This window comes from Streptomyces omiyaensis (assembly GCF_014650895.1).
In the GTDB taxonomy this organism is placed as follows: Bacteria; Actinomycetota; Actinomycetes; order Streptomycetales; family Streptomycetaceae; genus Streptomyces; species Streptomyces omiyaensis.
Map to the genome: position 1 here is coordinate 69,456 of NZ_BMVV01000017.1, position 15,742 is coordinate 85,197.

Annotated in this window: 13 protein-coding genes; 8 read left to right on the forward strand and 5 right to left on the reverse strand. The window is 74.3% G+C overall.

All coding sequences use genetic code 11. The annotated features are described in order from the left end of the window. Positions 1 to 92: 92 nt before the first annotated feature. The 5 genes from IE287_RS25410 (at position 93) to IE287_RS25430 (ending at position 4,548) form a co-directional block, all read left to right on the forward strand. Complete coding sequence (locus tag IE287_RS25410) at positions 93 to 1,427, forward strand: MFS transporter (RefSeq protein ID WP_189851506.1); 1,335 nt, start codon at positions 93 to 95, stop codon at positions 1,425 to 1,427. Positions 1,428 to 1,701: 274 nt separating this feature from the next. After that, positions 1,702 to 2,562, forward strand: coding sequence for an ATP-grasp domain-containing protein (locus IE287_RS25415; protein WP_229883726.1), 861 nt, complete (start codon positions 1,702 to 1,704; stop codon positions 2,560 to 2,562). A gap of 264 nt (positions 2,563 to 2,826) precedes the next feature. Continuing rightward, positions 2,827 to 3,414, forward strand: a complete 588-nt coding sequence (locus IE287_RS25420) for a DUF1062 domain-containing protein (RefSeq protein WP_189851508.1) — start codon at positions 2,827 to 2,829, stop codon at positions 3,412 to 3,414. A 217-nt stretch (positions 3,415 to 3,631) separates the two neighbouring features. After that, the gene (locus IE287_RS25425; RefSeq protein WP_189851509.1) at positions 3,632 to 3,799 is read left to right on the forward strand and encodes a hypothetical protein; all 168 of its coding nucleotides are present in this window, start codon (positions 3,632 to 3,634) and stop codon (positions 3,797 to 3,799) included. Between the two features lie 35 nt (positions 3,800 to 3,834). After that, on the forward strand, positions 3,835 to 4,548 hold the full coding sequence (locus IE287_RS25430; protein ID WP_189851510.1) for a response regulator transcription factor: 714 nt from the start codon (positions 3,835 to 3,837) through the stop codon (positions 4,546 to 4,548). Between the two features lie 215 nt (positions 4,549 to 4,763). Here the strand turns inward: IE287_RS25430 and IE287_RS25435 are convergent, their stop codons facing one another. From IE287_RS25435 to lysX, 5 genes are read right to left on the reverse strand one after another with little or no spacing between them, the layout of a single operon-like run. Continuing rightward, the gene (locus IE287_RS25435) at positions 4,764 to 5,819 is read right to left on the reverse strand and encodes an acyl-CoA dehydrogenase family protein (RefSeq protein ID WP_189851511.1); all 1,056 of its coding nucleotides are present in this window, start codon (positions 5,817 to 5,819) and stop codon (positions 4,764 to 4,766) included. Position 5,820: 1 nt separating this feature from the next. Continuing rightward, positions 5,821 to 6,975, reverse strand: a complete 1,155-nt coding sequence (locus tag IE287_RS25440) for an acyl-CoA dehydrogenase family protein (protein WP_189851512.1) — start codon at positions 6,973 to 6,975, stop codon at positions 5,821 to 5,823. Between the two features lie 10 nt (positions 6,976 to 6,985). After that, positions 6,986 to 10,948 (reverse strand): non-ribosomal peptide synthetase, encoded by a 3,963-nt coding sequence (locus tag IE287_RS25445; RefSeq protein WP_189851591.1) that lies wholly within the window; start codon positions 10,946 to 10,948, stop codon positions 6,986 to 6,988. A 5-nt stretch (positions 10,949 to 10,953) separates the two neighbouring features. After that, a complete protein-coding gene (locus tag IE287_RS25450; protein WP_189851513.1) occupies positions 10,954 to 12,078 on the reverse strand; it encodes a M20/M25/M40 family metallo-hydrolase in 1,125 nt (374 codons plus the stop codon). Beyond that, complete coding sequence (gene lysX / locus IE287_RS25455; RefSeq protein WP_229883727.1) at positions 12,075 to 12,953, reverse strand: lysine biosynthesis protein LysX; 879 nt, start codon at positions 12,951 to 12,953, stop codon at positions 12,075 to 12,077. The genes IE287_RS25450 and lysX overlap by 4 nt, the downstream gene beginning before the upstream one ends. A gap of 253 nt (positions 12,954 to 13,206) precedes the next feature. On the opposite strand from lysX, the gene IE287_RS25460 reads away from it, so the two are divergent. From IE287_RS25460 to IE287_RS25470, 3 genes are all read left to right on the forward strand, one after another. Continuing rightward, positions 13,207 to 13,938 (forward strand): sulfotransferase-like domain-containing protein, encoded by a 732-nt coding sequence (locus IE287_RS25460; RefSeq protein ID WP_229883728.1) that lies wholly within the window; start codon positions 13,207 to 13,209, stop codon positions 13,936 to 13,938. Between the two features lie 135 nt (positions 13,939 to 14,073). Then, on the forward strand, positions 14,074 to 14,670 hold the full coding sequence (locus IE287_RS25465) for a beta-sandwich domain-containing protein (RefSeq protein ID WP_189851515.1): 597 nt from the start codon (positions 14,074 to 14,076) through the stop codon (positions 14,668 to 14,670). A 1-nt stretch (position 14,671) separates the two neighbouring features. Next, positions 14,672 to 15,724 carry a BtrH N-terminal domain-containing protein gene (locus IE287_RS25470; RefSeq protein WP_189851516.1) on the forward strand — a complete coding sequence of 351 codons (1,053 nt, stop codon included), beginning with the start codon at positions 14,672 to 14,674 and terminating at the stop codon, positions 15,722 to 15,724. Positions 15,725 to 15,742 lie beyond the last annotated feature (18 nt).

The window sequence follows — 15,742 nt, forward strand, 5'->3', positions numbered from 1 at the left end:
CACGGCGCGCGGACCGCCGGTCCGGAGCAATCAACCGTCACCCGACCGCGAGCGGCCTCAGCACGGGACGCCCGCGAGAATTGCGAGCCATCATGTCGCCCACCCCGTCCGTAGACTCCCCGAGCACCGGCGACGGCGCGGAACCGCCGCAGACCCCGGAGGACCGCGTCCCGGAGCCCCGGACCGCGAAGAACCCCTTCGTGGCGGTCGTGCACGACAAGGTCATGCGCGCCCCGCTGTTCTGGAGCGCCGTCGGCCGGCTCCCGCTCTACCTGATCTCCGTCTCCATGGTGGTCTTCACCGCGTCACGGGGGCTCAGCTACTTCTCGGCCGGCCTGCTCCTGTCCGGGTACAGCCTGGGCGGGGCGGCCCTCGCGCCGTTCGTCGCCCGGGCCGTCGACCGGTACGGGCAGCCGCCCGTGCTGCTGATCACCGGCGCGGTCTATCCCGTCGCCCTGATCGGCTTCGTGGCCGCCGACCCGGAGGCGGTGGCCCTGCAGCTGGTGTGCGTGGTCGTCGCGGGTGCCGCGATGCCGCCGATCAGCGGCTGCATCCGCTCCCTGTGGAGCGCGCCGGGCAACACCGAGCGGGTGGGCCTCTCGCTGGAGGCGGTGCTGGGCGAGGTCTTCGTGATCGGCGGGCCGCTGCTGTTCAGCCTGGTGCTGATCTGGGGCGGCGCGGGGTCGGCCCTCGTCGTGGGCGCCGTGCTCACCAGCGTGGGCGCGATCGGGTTCGCGGCGACCCGGGCCTCCCGGGACCGGAAGGTCGCCCCCGTCACCGGCAAGCGCGACCCGCTGGGCGCGCTCCGCTCCCCGGCCCTGGTCAGGCTGCTGGTCCTGCTGCTCGTCGCCGGATGCGCGACCGGCGCGTACAGTGTGGCGGTACCGGCCTTCGTCGAGACCCACGGATCCGCCGGTGACATCGGGATGGTCTTCGGCGTATGGGGCGTCGGCGGCATCCTCGGCGGGATCTGGTACGGCAGCCGCACACTCCGCCGACCGTCCGAGACCGTCTTCGCCTGGGGCCTGCTCGCGCTCGCCGGGGCCTCCGCGCTGGTGCTGGCCGCCTGGGACAACTGGTCGATGGGCGTCGCCCTCGTCGTCCTCGGCCTCCTCCAGTCGCCGGTCACCGCGCTGTCGTACGAGCTCATCTCCCGCACCGCGCGGGAGGGTTACGTCACCGAGGCGTACACGTGGGCCATCACGGTCAGCGTGGGCGGCTCGGCGATCGGCTCCCAGCTGGGCGGCCTCGGGCTCGGCGCGTACGGCACCTCGGCGCCCTTCCTCGGGGCGGTCGTCGGCATGCTCGTGGTCGCCGCGCTGGCCTTCGGCGCCCGCCGGCTCTTCGCGGCGCCGGCCGAACCGGACGCCTCCGCCGGGCCGGCCGCGACCGCCGAGCCCGCCGCGGCCGTGACGTCACCCGCCTAGTCCGCTGCCACGGACGGTGAACGCCTTTCGGTCAAAGGGGAGTTCGCCGTGACGCAAAGGCAACCGGAGGGAACCAGAAGGGAATTGCGGGGGAAGTAGTCCCTGCATACTGGGAATTATGCGTGCACACTCCGAGAGAAGCTCGCAATTCAGGCTGTTGCTGGTGATGCCGAGTCATCAACTGGCACTCAAGGGGACGGAGTCGGGGTTTCGCATCTGGTCGCTATGGGATCCCGCGCAGCTCGACGCGGATCTGCGGTCCCGCCTCGAAGAAGTGTCCGAAGAGCTGCTGCTCGCCGACTTCACCGACGAGAGCGGTCTGCGCGAGCTCATCGCGCGGACCGCGCGGACCCACGACCTCGACGTCGTGCTCCACTGCGGGCACGACGGCTCGGTCCTGCCCGTGGCCCGGGAGGCGTGGCGGCTCGGGCTGACCCCGAACGCGCCGGAGGTCCACGAACGCCTCCGGGAGGGCGGGACGGACGATCCGGTCCCCGCCGGGGCCCCCCGGGTCAGCGTCGAGACGCTGACCGTGGACGGGATCCACCACGTCCTCGGCATGACGGCCCAGCGCACCACGGGGGCGCCGGACTTCCACGTGACCGGCCACCTCCACCCGGCGCCCCTGGACGAAGCGGCGCAGAAGGTCATCGCGGGGGAGGTCACGGACCTGCTGTCGGCGAGCGGATACCGCTCCGGGCCCGCCCACACCCAGGTGGCGCTGCTGCCGCTCGGGCCCCGGATCGTGTCCTGCCGGGCGCACCTCGGCGACGACCGCATCCCGCTGCTCATCGACATCGCGCGGGGCTTCGACCCGGAGGCGGCGGTCTTCGCCGGCCTGCTGGGCACCCGGCCGGTGGTGGGGCCCGCCTCGCGGTACGCGGAGATCGGTTTCTTCCGGCTGCCCGAGGGGCGCCTGGAGACGTACACCGGCACGGAGGAGATCGCGGTCACGCCCTGGGTGCGCGGCGCGCGCTTCCCCTACCGGCCCGGCGACCGGGTCGCCCCGATCGGCGAGCGGGCCAGCCGCCGCGCCTACGTGGTGGTCGAGGGGGACACGCCGGAGCTCACCCGCGCCCGGGTGGCCGACGCGCGCCGCGACCTGGTCGCGGACATCCGGCCGTCCGGGGACTGACCGCCGGGGCCGCCGCAGGGTGTTCCGGCGGTGGCCCCCGGCGGTCCGGCGGTGCTTCCGGCGGCGGTCCCGTAAGCGGGGCGTGTACGCGGACCGGCCGGACGTCATCGCCGCGTGTCGTGCCGGTTCCACCGCTCGCGGACGCGCCGGAACGCACAACCTCCGTAACTTTCCAGGTACTTGCCGGCGCAAGAGCGCCGGCGCGAATCGTCCCGGGTCCCCGGTCGACGAAGTGCCGATCGCTCACCAGTACCTGGCGGTGAAATGTCCGAGATCCAGTCGAGCAGTACTGCTGTCCTCGAGAACTGGGTGGTCAAGCCCGTCCGTCTCCCGCTGATTCGCCGCCGTTGCCACGGATGCGCGTCCGGCACCTTCCGGACGACCGGCAAATTCCGCGCCAACGCGAACCACAAGCTCATCGACATCTGGCTCCTCGCCCTCTGCACCGGGTGCGGGGACACCACGAAGATCGTGGTCATGGAGCGCGTCCACGTGAGGTCGGTCCGTCCCGAGCTGCTGGACCGGGTGCACGACAACGACCCCAGCCTCGCGGCCGAACTGCTCCACGACGCGGCCCTGCTGCGCCGCAACCACATCGACCTCGACTGGTCGGACGCCTGGCGCCTCGACACCGGCGGACCGGACCGGGCGGACCACCTGGACCGCGAGGCCGTCGACGTCTCGGTCCGCTTCGCGGCGCGCATACCCGTCCGGCCGGCGCGGCTGATCGCCGAGGGCTACGGCCTCTCGCGGGCCGGGGTCGAGAAGCTGATCGACGACGGCAAGCTCGTCTCGTCGGTCCGGCTGAGCGGCAAGCTCTCCGGCGACTTCACCTTCACCCTCAAGCGCTGAGCCCCCGCGCCGGCCCCGGTCCGGCCGGGCGCCGACCCCCTCTCCGTACGCCCGTGACCTCGCTCCACGCGAGGTCACGGGCGTCTTTCGTGCGGTGCGGGAGGTCCGGGCGGGCCGCGGGGATCAGGCGGGTGCCCAGAGGGGAACGGACCGGGAAGAGGGACCGGGACCATCGGCGGTGTCGGAACAACCGGCTTCCACGAAGGAGTCACCTCTCATGCGCCGTATCGCCCTCTCCGCCGCCTCGGTTCTTGTCGGTGCGCTGGCGGTCTGCCTCACCGCCCTCCACGCCCCCCAGGCGTCCGCGGCGCAGGAGCAGGCCGTGGCCTCCCAGCCGCCGGCCGTGGTCGTCGCGGCGCCGCTCGACAACCACGGCAACGACTGAGCCCCGCACGTTCCCAGGCCTCGGAGGGCAACGCAATGACCATCAGGGTGCTCATCTGTGACCAACTGCCCGTCATCGCGGATGGTCTCAAGACCCTTCTCGACGCGATGCCGGAGATCGAAGTGATCGGCACCACCCACAACGGCATGGAAGCCATGGTGCTGGTGCGCACCAACCGTCCCGACGTCGTCGTCACGGATCTGGAACTCCAGACCATCTCCGGCCTCGAACTGATCCGCCGGCTCGGCAAGGAGGAGGACTCGCCCAACGTCGTCGTCTTCACCGCGACCCCGTCCGACCGGACGGTGAGCGACGTGCTGCACGCCGGGGCGAGCTGTCTGCTCGGCAAGGCCGCCAGCCCCCAGGAGCTGATCGCCGCCATCCACGCGGCGGCCGCGGGGCAGACCCTCCTCGCCCCCAGCATCGCGGAGCGGCTCGTCAGCTGGTTCCGCGCCCAGCCGGAGCCGCAGGAGCCGGTGGCCTGCCCGGAGGTGACCGAACTGACCCCGCGGGAGCGGGAGGTGACCAGGATGGTCGCGCTCGGCATGTCCACCGAGGAAGTGGCCAGCGAGCTGATCATCGGCGAGGCGACCGTCCGCACGCACCTCTACCGGGTACGGACCAAGCTCGGCGTCCGCGACCGCGCCGAGCTCGTGTCCCTGGCCTACCGGACCGGACTGATCCACTCGGAGGAGCGGGCGTTCGGCGGCGAGCCGGCGCTGTCGTCCGGCGGCCTCAGAGCCAGCTGATCCACCGCACCGTCCGCGCCGCGCCGCACCGTCCGCGCCGCACCGCCCGCGCCGCCCGCTCCGGTCCGGCCGATCCGCCACGTCACGCCGCCCGGTCGGAGCCGGCCGGTCCGCCGTGCCGCCCGCCCCGCCCGCGGCGCTCGTGCCGCCCGCCCCGCCCCGCCCGCCCCGAGCGGCCGGGGCGCGCGGCGGCCGCGGTCCGCCCGCCGCCCGGCTCAGCCGGGGAACACCGCCGCGGCCCGGCTGCGGCGCGCCTCGCGGACGCGGTCCGCGCCGACCGCCCGCCACAGGGCGGCCGGATCGCCGTACCGGGCTGACTCGGCCGCGGCCAGCCGGTGGTACCGGTGCAGGCCCAGCTCCGGCGTCATCGCGCGCACGCCGCAGGTCTGCATGCTCAGCCGCACCACGTCGCGCGCGGTCTCCGCCGCCATCGCCAGCGCCACGGCCGGCGCGGTGCCGACCGCGCCGGGCTCGGAGTCGACCAGCCAGGCGCCCCGGTAGACCGCGGCCCGCGTGGCCCGCACCTCCACCAGGGCCCGCGCCAGCGGGAAGGAGACGGCCGGCAGGTCGCGCAGCCGGGTGCCGAACTGGCGCCGGAACCCCGCGTACTCGACGGCGGTCCGGTGCGCGCCCGCGGCGATGCCCAGCAGGTAACCGGCCTGCCGCAGCCGCGCCCGGGAGAGCGGGCCGGCCGGCGCGTCGTCCAGCGGCCCGGCCACCTCCCCGACGGAGACCGGCGTGCGGTCGAAGCGGACGGCCGGCGGCCAGCAGGCGTCCTCGACGGAGAGACCGGGCGCCCCGCGCCCCACCGTGAGGAGCACCGACCCGTCGCCGGTCCGGGCGGCCACCAGGAAGCGGTCGGCCGTGACGTCGTCGACCGTGGCCGTGCCGGTGAGCTCCCAGCCGCCCGCCACCGGGACCGCGGCGACCCGGCCGCCGGCCGGCAGGGTCTCGAACCCGGCCAGGGCCGCGCCCGCCGGGTGCCCCAGGTCGGCCGCCAGCGCGTCGGCGCGGTAGGAGTTGCCGCGCGCCGCGCGGCCCAGCTCCTCGCCGACCAGCACTCCGGCGGTGAGACCGAGACCGAGGCCGCCGGCGGAGACCGGGCGCTCGAAGGCGGACGCGTCCAGCGCGTCGAGGACCGGCCGGGTCGGGCCGGAGGACCCGTCGGTGACCGGCGCGCCGTGCAGGCCCTTGCGGGGCTCGACGCCGGCCAGGCCCTTGCGCAGGGCCTTGCGCACTTCGGTGAGGAGCGGATCGGGGTGCAGGTTCATGTCAGTGCTCTTCCTGTCCGAGGGAGTCGAACGCGGCGGTCACGATCTGGAGCATCACCTCGGAGGTCCCCGCCGACAGCGTGAGCCCCGGGGCCTCCCGGTGGGCGGAGTCGAGGACCAGTGCCTCCGGGGTGCGGTCGGCCCGCTGCCGGGGGGTGGGGACGCCGACGGCCCAGGCCGCCACGGACTGCGCGAGTTCGCTGCTGTGGTACTTGGCGACGGCCGCCGCGAGCTGGTCGACCCGGCCGTCGGCGAGACCGGTGAGGACCTCCCAGCACAGCACGTGGTCGGCCGTCAGCGCCCCGTGCCACCGGCCGATCCGCTCCAGGTGCTCCTCGTGGGCCGCGTCGGGGCCTTCGTCGAGCAGCGCGTCGAGCGCCGTGCCGAACCAGCGCTCGGCCTTGAGGTGGTAGTCGAGGCCGGTCCGCTCGACGGCCAGGGCCTCGTTGAGCAGCGGCCAGCCGCCGTCGCGCGGCCCGATCAGGTCGCCGCCCGGCACCGGCACCGCGTCGAGGTCCACCCGGTGGAAGTGCTCGTCGCCGATGCCGGGGATCACCGACACCGTGACGCCGGGGTCCGTCATGTCGACCAGGAAGAGGCTGATCCCCTGGTACTTGCCCGCGCCCGGCGTGGTCCGGGCCGCGCACAGCCCGAGGTCGACGAAGCGGGTCTTGAGGCTGAAGACCTTCGTCCCGGTGATCCGGTAGCCGTCGCCCTCCGGCCGGGCCACGGCGCGCAGCGCCCCGAGGTCCGAGGCCGCGTCCGGCTCGGTGTAGAGCACCGAGGCGAAGCTCTCCCCGCGGGCCATCGCCGGCAGGTACCGCAGCTTCTGCTCCTCGGTGCCCGCCATCAGCAGGAACTGGCCGACGATCTGGACGGTGTTGACGTGGAAGGTGTCCGGCACGCCGGCCCGCACCAGTTCCTCGGCCACGATCGCCGCGTCCGTCGGCGGGCGGCCCGATCCGCCGTACTCGGCCGGCCAGTGCACGGCGAGCAGACCCAGCCGCCCGAGCAGCCGGTACAGCGGGCGCGCGTCCGGCTCGACGCCGTCCGCGCCGGTGGCCTCCGCCGCGGCGGCGCGCACCTCGGGGGAGCGCAGCGCCTCGCGCACGTGCGCCCGGAACCTCTGCTGGTCCTCGGTGAATCCGAACCGCATGGTGGTCTCCTCAACTGGGGAGCGTCGCTTCGAGCGCCGCGACGACCCGGCTCAACGCCGGCTCCGTGAACAGGGTGTAGTGGTCGCCGGGCACGTTCTCGGCCCGGAAGGGGCCGGTGCACACCGCCCGCCACTGCTCTTCCATGGCGATCCGCGGCGAGGCGGTCAGCAGGGTCACCGGCCCGCCGTACGGGGCCGGCGGGCGGTACTCCTGCATCGCCAGGGCGCAGAACCGGAAGGTCCGGTAGCTGTCGGCCACCTCCCCGCCGGCCTCGTCGAGCTCCGGCGCGATCTCCTCCGGGGCGCGCCCGGTCAGCCTGGCGAGGTCGTGCACGAAGCGCTCCCGCACCGTCGCCTCGTCGAGCGGGACGGGGTCCTCGTCGTAGGCGGAGTCCAGCAGGACGACCGGAGCGCGCTGCCCGGTCTTCTCCTCGATCTGCCGGGCGACCTCGAAGGCGAGCACCCCGCCGTACGACCAGCCGGCCAGGCAGTACGCGTCCGGCAGCCCGGTCTCCAGGAGACGGTGCGCGATCCTGGCGGCGGACGCCGCGAGGCCCTCTCGCGGAGGCAGGGCGCAGTCCTGCGGATCGGCGGCGAAACCGGTGACCGAGACGGACTCCGGCAGCGCCCTGAGCAGCGGTACGTAGCAGAACAGCGCACCTCCCGAGGGGTGCATGAGGATCACCTGCGCCGGGCCCGACGCGCGCATCGGCACCGGTGTCCGGCCGGTGTCCCGGCGGACGGCGCGGCGGGCGTCGACGGTGGCGGCCAGGTGGGCGACGGTGGGCGAGGCGAAGAAGTCGCCGAGCGCGATCTCCACCCCGAACCGGCGCTTGATCGCCGACATCAGCTGGACCGCCTGGAGGCTGTTGCCGCCGGCCAGGAAGAAGTCGTCGTGCACGCCGACCCGGTCCTCGCCCAGCAGCGGGGCCAGGACCTCGCGCAGCAGCCGGCGTTCGGTCGCGGTGGGCGGGCGCCGGTCGCCCCGTTCCCCGCCCGCGCGGCCCGGGTCCGGCGCGGGCAGCCTGCGCCGGTCGACCTTGCCGCTGGAGGTGACCGGCAGCTCGTCGAGGACCACGAAGTAGGACGGGATCATGTACGCGGGCAGGAGCGCGCCCAGGTGCTCGCGCACCGCCGGCACCTGCTGCCCGGTCACCCCGGTGAGGTAGCCCACCAGGTGCTTCGCCCCGTGGTCGTCGGTCCAGGCGACCACGGAGACCGGGCCGATGCCGTCGAAGCCGGTCAGCGCCGACTCCACCTCGCCCAGCTCGATCCGCAGGCCGCGGATCTTGACCTGCTGGTCGATCCGGCCGAGGAAGACGAGGCGGCCGTCGGGCAGCCGCTTCACCAGGTCGCCGGTCCGGTACAGCCGGCCGCCGGGCGCGGTGCCGAAGGGGTCGGCGATGAACTTCTGCGCGGTCAGCTCGTCCCGGCCGAGGTAGCCGCGGGCCAGTCCGGCACCGCCGATCACCAGTTCGCCCGGCACCCCGACCGGCACCGGGCGCAGCTCGCGGTCGAGCACGTGCGCCACGTGGTTGGCCATCGGCAGGCCGATCGGCGGCGAGCTCTCCCAGCTGCCCGGGCACTCCTCGACGATCATGGTCACCGTGCACTCGGTCGGCCCGTAGCCGTTGAACAGCCGGCGCCCGGGGTTCCACCGGTTCACCAGCTCGCCGCTGAAGCTCTCGCCGCCCACGAAGGCGATCCGCAGCGCGTCGAACCGCTCCGGGGCCAGCAGCGGCATGACGGTCGGGGGCAGGTCGATGACGGTGATGCCGTGCCGCTCCATCAGGGACTGGAGCCGGTCGACGGAGAGCCGCTCCTCGTCGGTCGCCACGTACAGCCGTGCCCCGGTCAGCAGGGCGGAGAAGGTCTCGAAGACGGAGACGTCGAAGGTCGCCGAGGCGAAGCCGAGCACCCGGTCGGCCGGCGTCAGCTCGAACAGCTCCCGGGTGGAGTCGATGAAGTTCACCACGCCGCGGTGTTCGAGGAGCACGCCCTTCGGCTTGCCGGTGCTGCCGGAGGTGTAGATGACGTACGCGACGTCGCCGGGCCGGGCCGCGAGCGGCGGGTTGTGGCCGGGCAGCTCCGCCAGTTCGGCGCGGACCTCGTCCAGCACCACGACGGGCGCGCCGACCCCGCGCACGGCCCGGCCGGCCTCGGCGTGGGCGACCACCAGCCGCACCTCCGCGTCGGCGGCGATCTCCGCGACCCGCCCGGCGGGACTCGACGGGTCGAGCGGCACGTAGGCCGCGCCGGTCTTGAGGACCGCGAGGATCGAGGCCGGCAGGTCCGCGTTCCTGCGCAGGCACAGACCGACCCGGTCGCCCCGGCCGACGCCGCGTCCGCGCAGCAGGGCGGCGAGCCGGTTCGCCCGGAGGTTCAGCTCGGCGTAGGAGGTCGCGGCGTCGTCGACGACGACCGCCGTGCCGTCCGGGGCCTCCTCGACGCGGGCCTCGAACTCCCGCACGACGGTGGACTCGCGGACGGGCCGCACCGGTCCGCCGCCGACCTCGGCCAGGAACGCCAGGTCGGCCGGGCCGAGCAGCTCGGCGGCCGACAGCGGGGCGTCCGGGGCGGCGGTCAGGGAGTGCAGCAGGCCGTCGTAGTGCCCGGCGAAGCGGGCGACGCTCTCGGCGTCGAACAGACCGCCGTCGAAGACGATGTCCAGGACGCCGTCGGCGCCGGCCCCGGACGGGCAGGTCAGGGTCCAGCTCATGTCGGTGCGCGGGGCGCCCGCCCGGAGCAGCTCCACCGAGGTGACGAGACCCGGCAGGGCGACGGCGGCCTCCTCCCGCCGCACTTCGAACTCGACCGGGTAGACCGGCGGGCGCGAGGGGTCGGAGACCGGTTCGACCGCCTCGACGAGCCGGTCGAACGGCAGGCCGCCGTGGGCCGACGCCTCGGCCGACTCGCGGGCGACCCGCCGGACCAGGGCGCGGAAGTCCGGGTCGCCGGAGAGGTCGGCGCGCAGCACCCGCGGCGCGGTGAAGAGCCCGACGGTCGAGGCCAGGGCGGGGTGGGGCCGGTCGGCGGCCGGCGAGCCGATCACCAGGTCGTCCACGCCGCAGTACCGGTGCAGCAGCGTGAGGAACGCGGCGGTGAGCACGTCGGCCGTGGCCGCGCCCTCCTGCCGGGCCAGCTCCGCCGCGCGCTCCAGGGCCCGGTGTCCGACCGCGAAGCGGCGGGCGTCGCCCTCGGTGCCCCGGGTCTCGCCGCGGGGCCGGTCGGACGGGAACTCCAGCGCCTCGGCGCCGGCCAGCCGCTCGCGCCAGTGGGCGGTGAGCCGTTCCAGGTCGTCGGCGCCGCGCCGCTCGTGCTCCCACAGCGCGAAGTCCGGGTAGTGCACGGCGGGTTCGGGGAGGCCGGCGGCGTCGCCCGTACGGGCCGCCCCGTAGTGCCCGGCGAGGTCGCGGAGCAGGAGGCCGTGCGACTCCGGGCCGCAGTGGACCGGGGGGACGTCGAGCAGGAACAGGTGGTCGTCGGCCGCCACGCGCACCAGCAGCGCGCGCCAGGCCGGGGTGCCGGCCGGGTCGAACGGCTCGCGGGCGCGCCGCGCGACCAGCTCCCGGGCGGCGCGGAGCCGCTGCGCGTGGTCCCCGCCGTCGGCCTCGACCAGCGGAAGCCGCACCGGGACCCCGGGCGCGACCACCTGGACCGGGCCGTCCTCGTGCTCCACGAGCGTGGTCCGCAGCGCCTCGTGCCCGGCCGCCAGCGAGGCCAGCGCCGCGTGCAGCGCGTCCCGGTCGAGCTCGCCCCGCAGGCGCAGCAGCAGGGGCGTGCCGCCGGCGGGGCCGCCGCCGGGCGCGGCGGCGCGGTCGAGGAAGCGGAGCGACTCCTGCGCGGGCGAGAGGGGGGCCGGGCCCGTGTGCCCGCGCGGGGCCAGGCCGGGCTCCGCCGCCGCCTGCCGCCGCACCCGCTCCAGGAAGCGCGCGCGGCGCTCCTCGGGCAGCGCGGCGAGGCGCTGGGTCATGTCGGTCACTTGATGCTCCTCAGCGGCGGCGGCGCGGCGCCCACCAGGTCGCCGGTGCGCCCGGGCAGGTGGGCCAGCTCCGCGATGGCGATGGTCAGGACGTCGATGCCGCGCAGGTAGTCCGCGAGGACGATGTGCTCGTCGTCGGCGTGGTCGAGGCTGCTGTCGCCCGGGCCGTAGGTGGCCATGGGGACGTCCCACACCTCGGCGAGGGTGTTCATGTCCGAGGTGGCCGTCTTCAGCACGAGCCGCGGCTGGGCGTGCAGCCGGCGGATGCCGGTGACCAGGGCGCGTACCACCGGGTCGGCCCGGCCCACCCGGCAGGCCGACACCGCGTTCAGCACCTTGAGCTCGCCCTCGGCCAGCCGCTCGCGCAGCTCGCGCACCAGCTTCTCGTCGTCGAAGCCGGGAGGGGTGCGGATGCTGAGGTCCATCGAGGCGGAGGTCAGGTCGGCGTTGAGCCGGCACAGCGTGGGGCCCGGCCGGTCGAAGACGGCGTGGCTCGCGTCCGGGCCGAGCAGGTCGAGCAGTGCGTTCCAGCAGGAGACGGCCAGTTCGGACGCCTTCGGCACCGGGTTGCTCGGGTGGGTGGCGGCGCACTTGACGGTGTAGCGCAGGTCGAGCTTGCCCTTGTAGCCGAGCACCACGCTCGACCAGCCGCTCGGCTCGCCGATGATCAGGGCGTCCGGTCGCTCGTGGCGGGCCCGGATCGCCATCGCGCCCCGCGAGGAGGGGGTCTCCTCCTCGACGACGCCGATCACCACGATCCTGCCGGGGAAGTCCACCGCGCCGGCCGCGGCGCAGATCATCGCGGCCAGCGGTCCCTTCGCGTCCACCGCGCCCCGGCCGTAGAGCCGGCCGTCCTCGGAGCGGACCGGGACGTGGCCCGGGACGGTGTCCATGTGCCCGAGCAGCATCAGGGTCGGGCCGTCGCCGCGCTCGATCACGCCGATCGCGTTGCCCACGTCGTCGATGTGCGCGGCGAAGCCCAGGCCCGTCATCGCCTCGACGAGGAAGTCGGCCAGTTCGCGCTCGTGGTACGAGGGGGAGGAGGTCTCCAGCATCGTGCGCAGCAGTCCGGCGGCGTACGTCTCGGTGACTCTGCCCGAGGGGGTGAAGGGCCAGTTCATCGCTGACTCCGTTCCAGCAGGTGGTCGAGGATGCGGTCCGCGACGCTGACCCGGTCGCCGAGGACGGACTGGAAACCGGAGAACTCCACCCGGTGGTTGACCTCCAGGACCAGCAGACGGCCGTCGCGGTCCTCGATGAGGTCGACGCCGGCGATGTCCGCGCCGACGGCGACGGCCGCTTCGAGGGCGAGCTTCTCGATCTCGGGCGTCACCTCGCAGGGCAGCGTCCGGCCGCCGAGCGCCACGTTGGTGCGCAGGGCCTCGCCGGTCCGGTAGATCGCGCCGGCCACCTGTCCGCCGATCACGATCACGCGGATGTCCCGGTCCGGCTTGTCGACCAGCTCCTGCACGTACGCGAGGTGCGACTGCGGTCCGGCCAGCGCGCCGGCGTACTCCAGGACGCCCTCCGCCGCGACGCGGTCGGGGAGCTGGACCACCAGCCGGCCCCACGAGCCGACCAGCGGCTTGAGCACCGCCGGGTAGCCGAGGGAGTCCAGGGCGTCCAGGGCGGCCTGCGGGGTGAGGGCGAGCGCGGTCCGTGGCGTCGGGACGCGGGCCGCCGTCAGGGCCTGGGTGGTGAGCCACTTGTCGCCGCACACCTCGGTCGCGGACACGCTGTTGACCACGTCGACCCCCGCCGCGGCGAGGCAGCGGGCCGCGTACGCCGCGCGCGTCTGGCCGATCTCCCGGTTCAGCGCGAGGCCCCAGGGCAGCTCGCGCCGCTCGGCGGGGAACCACTGCCGCCGCGGGTCGAGGTGCTCGTAGGGGACACCACGCCGCTCGAAGGCGTCGAACAGCCGCTTCTCGTCAGCGCCGATCCTGCTGGCGAGCACGGCGATCCTGCGGGCGTCTGGGCGCTCGGGCGTTGCTGACACGTGACCTCCGTATGAAGCACCACTGCTGGACCGGACGGCGGGCCGGGCCCGCCGCGTGGAGGAAAAAAATAAGAGGGCGGGGCCGGCCCGCGCGTCCGCGCCGAATGGAATCGCAAGGACGCATCGCAGGGAGCCGGGCCGTCGTGATTGCGAATTCTGATTACCCGGCCCGGACCGGCGCCGTGCCATTCTTGACCGCATTCGAGAACACGGCGGAAATCATCGGCCGCCGCGAGGCACAGAGGGGGAAGTCGTGGAGAGAACGTCGGAACGGATTCCGGTGCTCGCCCTGTGGAGCGCGCCGCGCTGCCGGTCGACCGCGTTCGCGCGGATGATGACGGAGCGGGGCGACCACGCCGTCGTGCACGAGCCGCTCTCCCGGGTGGTCGACTTCGGCGAGGTCGAGGTCGGCGACCACGTCGCGCACGACGAGCGGGACGTGCTCGCCCACCTGCGCGCCATGGCGGCCCGTCAGCCGGTGTTCTTCAAGGACACCACGGACTTCCCCTACCCGGCGCTCCTCGCCGACGAGGACTTCCTCGCCGCCGCGACCCACACCTTCATCATCCGCGACCCGGCCGAGGCGATCGCCTCGCACCACGCGCTCAACCCGGAGCTGGGCCGGGACGAGATCGGCTTCGCCCGGCTGTACGAGATCTTCGCCGCCGTGCAGGCCGTCACCGGCACCACGCCGGTCGTCATCGACTCCGACGACCTGCTCGACCGCCCCGCCGAGACCGTGCGGGCCTACTGCGAGGCGGTGGGCATCCCCTTCCTCCCCGAGGCGCTGAGCTGGCAGCCGGGCATGCGCGCCGAGTGGCGGTCGACCGACCGGTGGCACCGGGCGACCAGCGAGACCTCCGGCTTCGCCCGCGGCAGGACCGACGGCGCCCTGAAGGTGGCGGCGGACCCGGTGCTGAGCGCCTTCCGCGACCACCACCAGCCCTACTACGAGAAGCTGCGCGCCGCCGCACTCCGCCCGTGACGTCCGGCGGGCCCGTCCGCCTGCTTACCCGGCGCGTACGCCGCATCCGCATTCGGATGGGCAGGGTAATCGCCATGCGGACGATGAGCACGAATCAGCAGACTACGTTCGAGTCGTACATTCCGTTCCAGCGAGGTGGGGCACTTGACGGGGATCTCGACGTCCTCAGCCACAAGGTTTCTGTTCGATCGGATCGATATTTCCGAGCATCGCAATAACGCGGCGATATCCTCGGCGGCGGAGACCGGAGCAGGGGCATTCAATGTGTGGCGGAACTCGTTCGCGGCGGAATACCTGCCGGCGGGCGGGAGCCTCGTCCACGTGGACGGGGTCCCCTTCGAGTTCCCGCCGGTCTGCGAGGGGTCCGACAACATCCGCTGCGCCGGCCAGTTCATCAAGGTCCCCCGGGACCGCTACGACTGGATCCACGTCCTGGCCGCGTCCGAGCGGCGCTCCGAGGACACCGTCGACCTGACCTTCGCGGACGGCTCGGTCGACGCCGAGCCGCTGCGGGTCTCCGACTTCTGGGCCGCCCCGGCGTGGTTCGGCGAGGTCAAGGCCTTCGAGAGCCTGGCCATGCACTACCCGCACCACGTGCAGCGGGGCATCCCCGCGGTGATGTGGGCGCAGCGGGTGGCCGTGACCCGGAGGGCCGACCTCACCGGCATCCTGCTCCCGCGCAACGTCGCGATGCACATCTTCGCCGTCACCCTCCAGCGGACGGAGCTCTGACATGACCGTCGAAACGACCGCGCGCACCTACACGATCAGCGGTCCGGAACCCGAGCTGTGGTACCGCGACCTCATCAGCTGCCTCCAGGCCACCACCGGTGCGGTGCTGGCACGCCAGGGCGCCGACCCCCTCGCCGTCCTCGGCTCGGGCTGGCGGTTCCTGCACCTGCCGGGCGACGTCCGGCACGAGGAGTTCTACTACCCGTGCCCGCCCGACGCGTCCGGGACGGTCGACCTCGGCACCGTGCTGGCGCCGCACCACGCGCTGAGCGCGCGCTGGTGGCGGCCGGCCGACGAGGAGGACGTCTGGAGCGAGGTGCGCGCCTCGCTCGCCGAGGACCGGCCGGTCATCGCGGCCGTCGACAACTTCCACCTGCCGTTCCGGCCCGCCTACGGGGACGTGCACGCCGCGCACCAGGTGGTGATCTACGGCCTCGACGAGACCCGCGGCGTCGTCCACGTCTCCGACGCGATGCCGCCGGCCTTCCGCGGCGCGGTCCCGATCGAGCAGTTCCTGCGCAGCTGGAACTCGGAGAACCCGACCGACGTCCAGGACGCCTTCTTCAGCGACTCCCGGATCGGCCGGCGCTGCCTCGACGTGCGGCTGGACGCCGTCCCCGCCCCCCTCACGCCCGAACTGCTCGGCGGCTTCCTCCGCTCCAACGGCGAGCACTTCACCACCGCGGGCCCGGCCCGCACCGGCCTCGCGGGCTTCGACCGCTTCGCCGCGGAACTCCTCGAACGGTGCCGTGCGGGCGACGCCGGCGCGCTGCGCGAGCTCTACCCCTTCGGCTGGGCCATGCAGGCGCAGGCCTCGCTCCACGGCGAACTGCTGCGCCGCTGCGGCGGCGAGTGGCGCGACCCGGCGCTGGCCGGAGCGGGCCGCGCGGTCGAGACCGTGGCGCACGCCTGGACCGGACTGCGCTTCACCGGCGCGCACGGCCTCGACGACCCGCGCGCGGCCGCCCTCGACATCGCGCACCACACCACCCTGCTGCGCGGCGCCTACGCCCGCGCGGTCGACGCCGTCGGCGCCGTGGCGGCCCGGCTCTGATCGTGTCCGCATCGACCC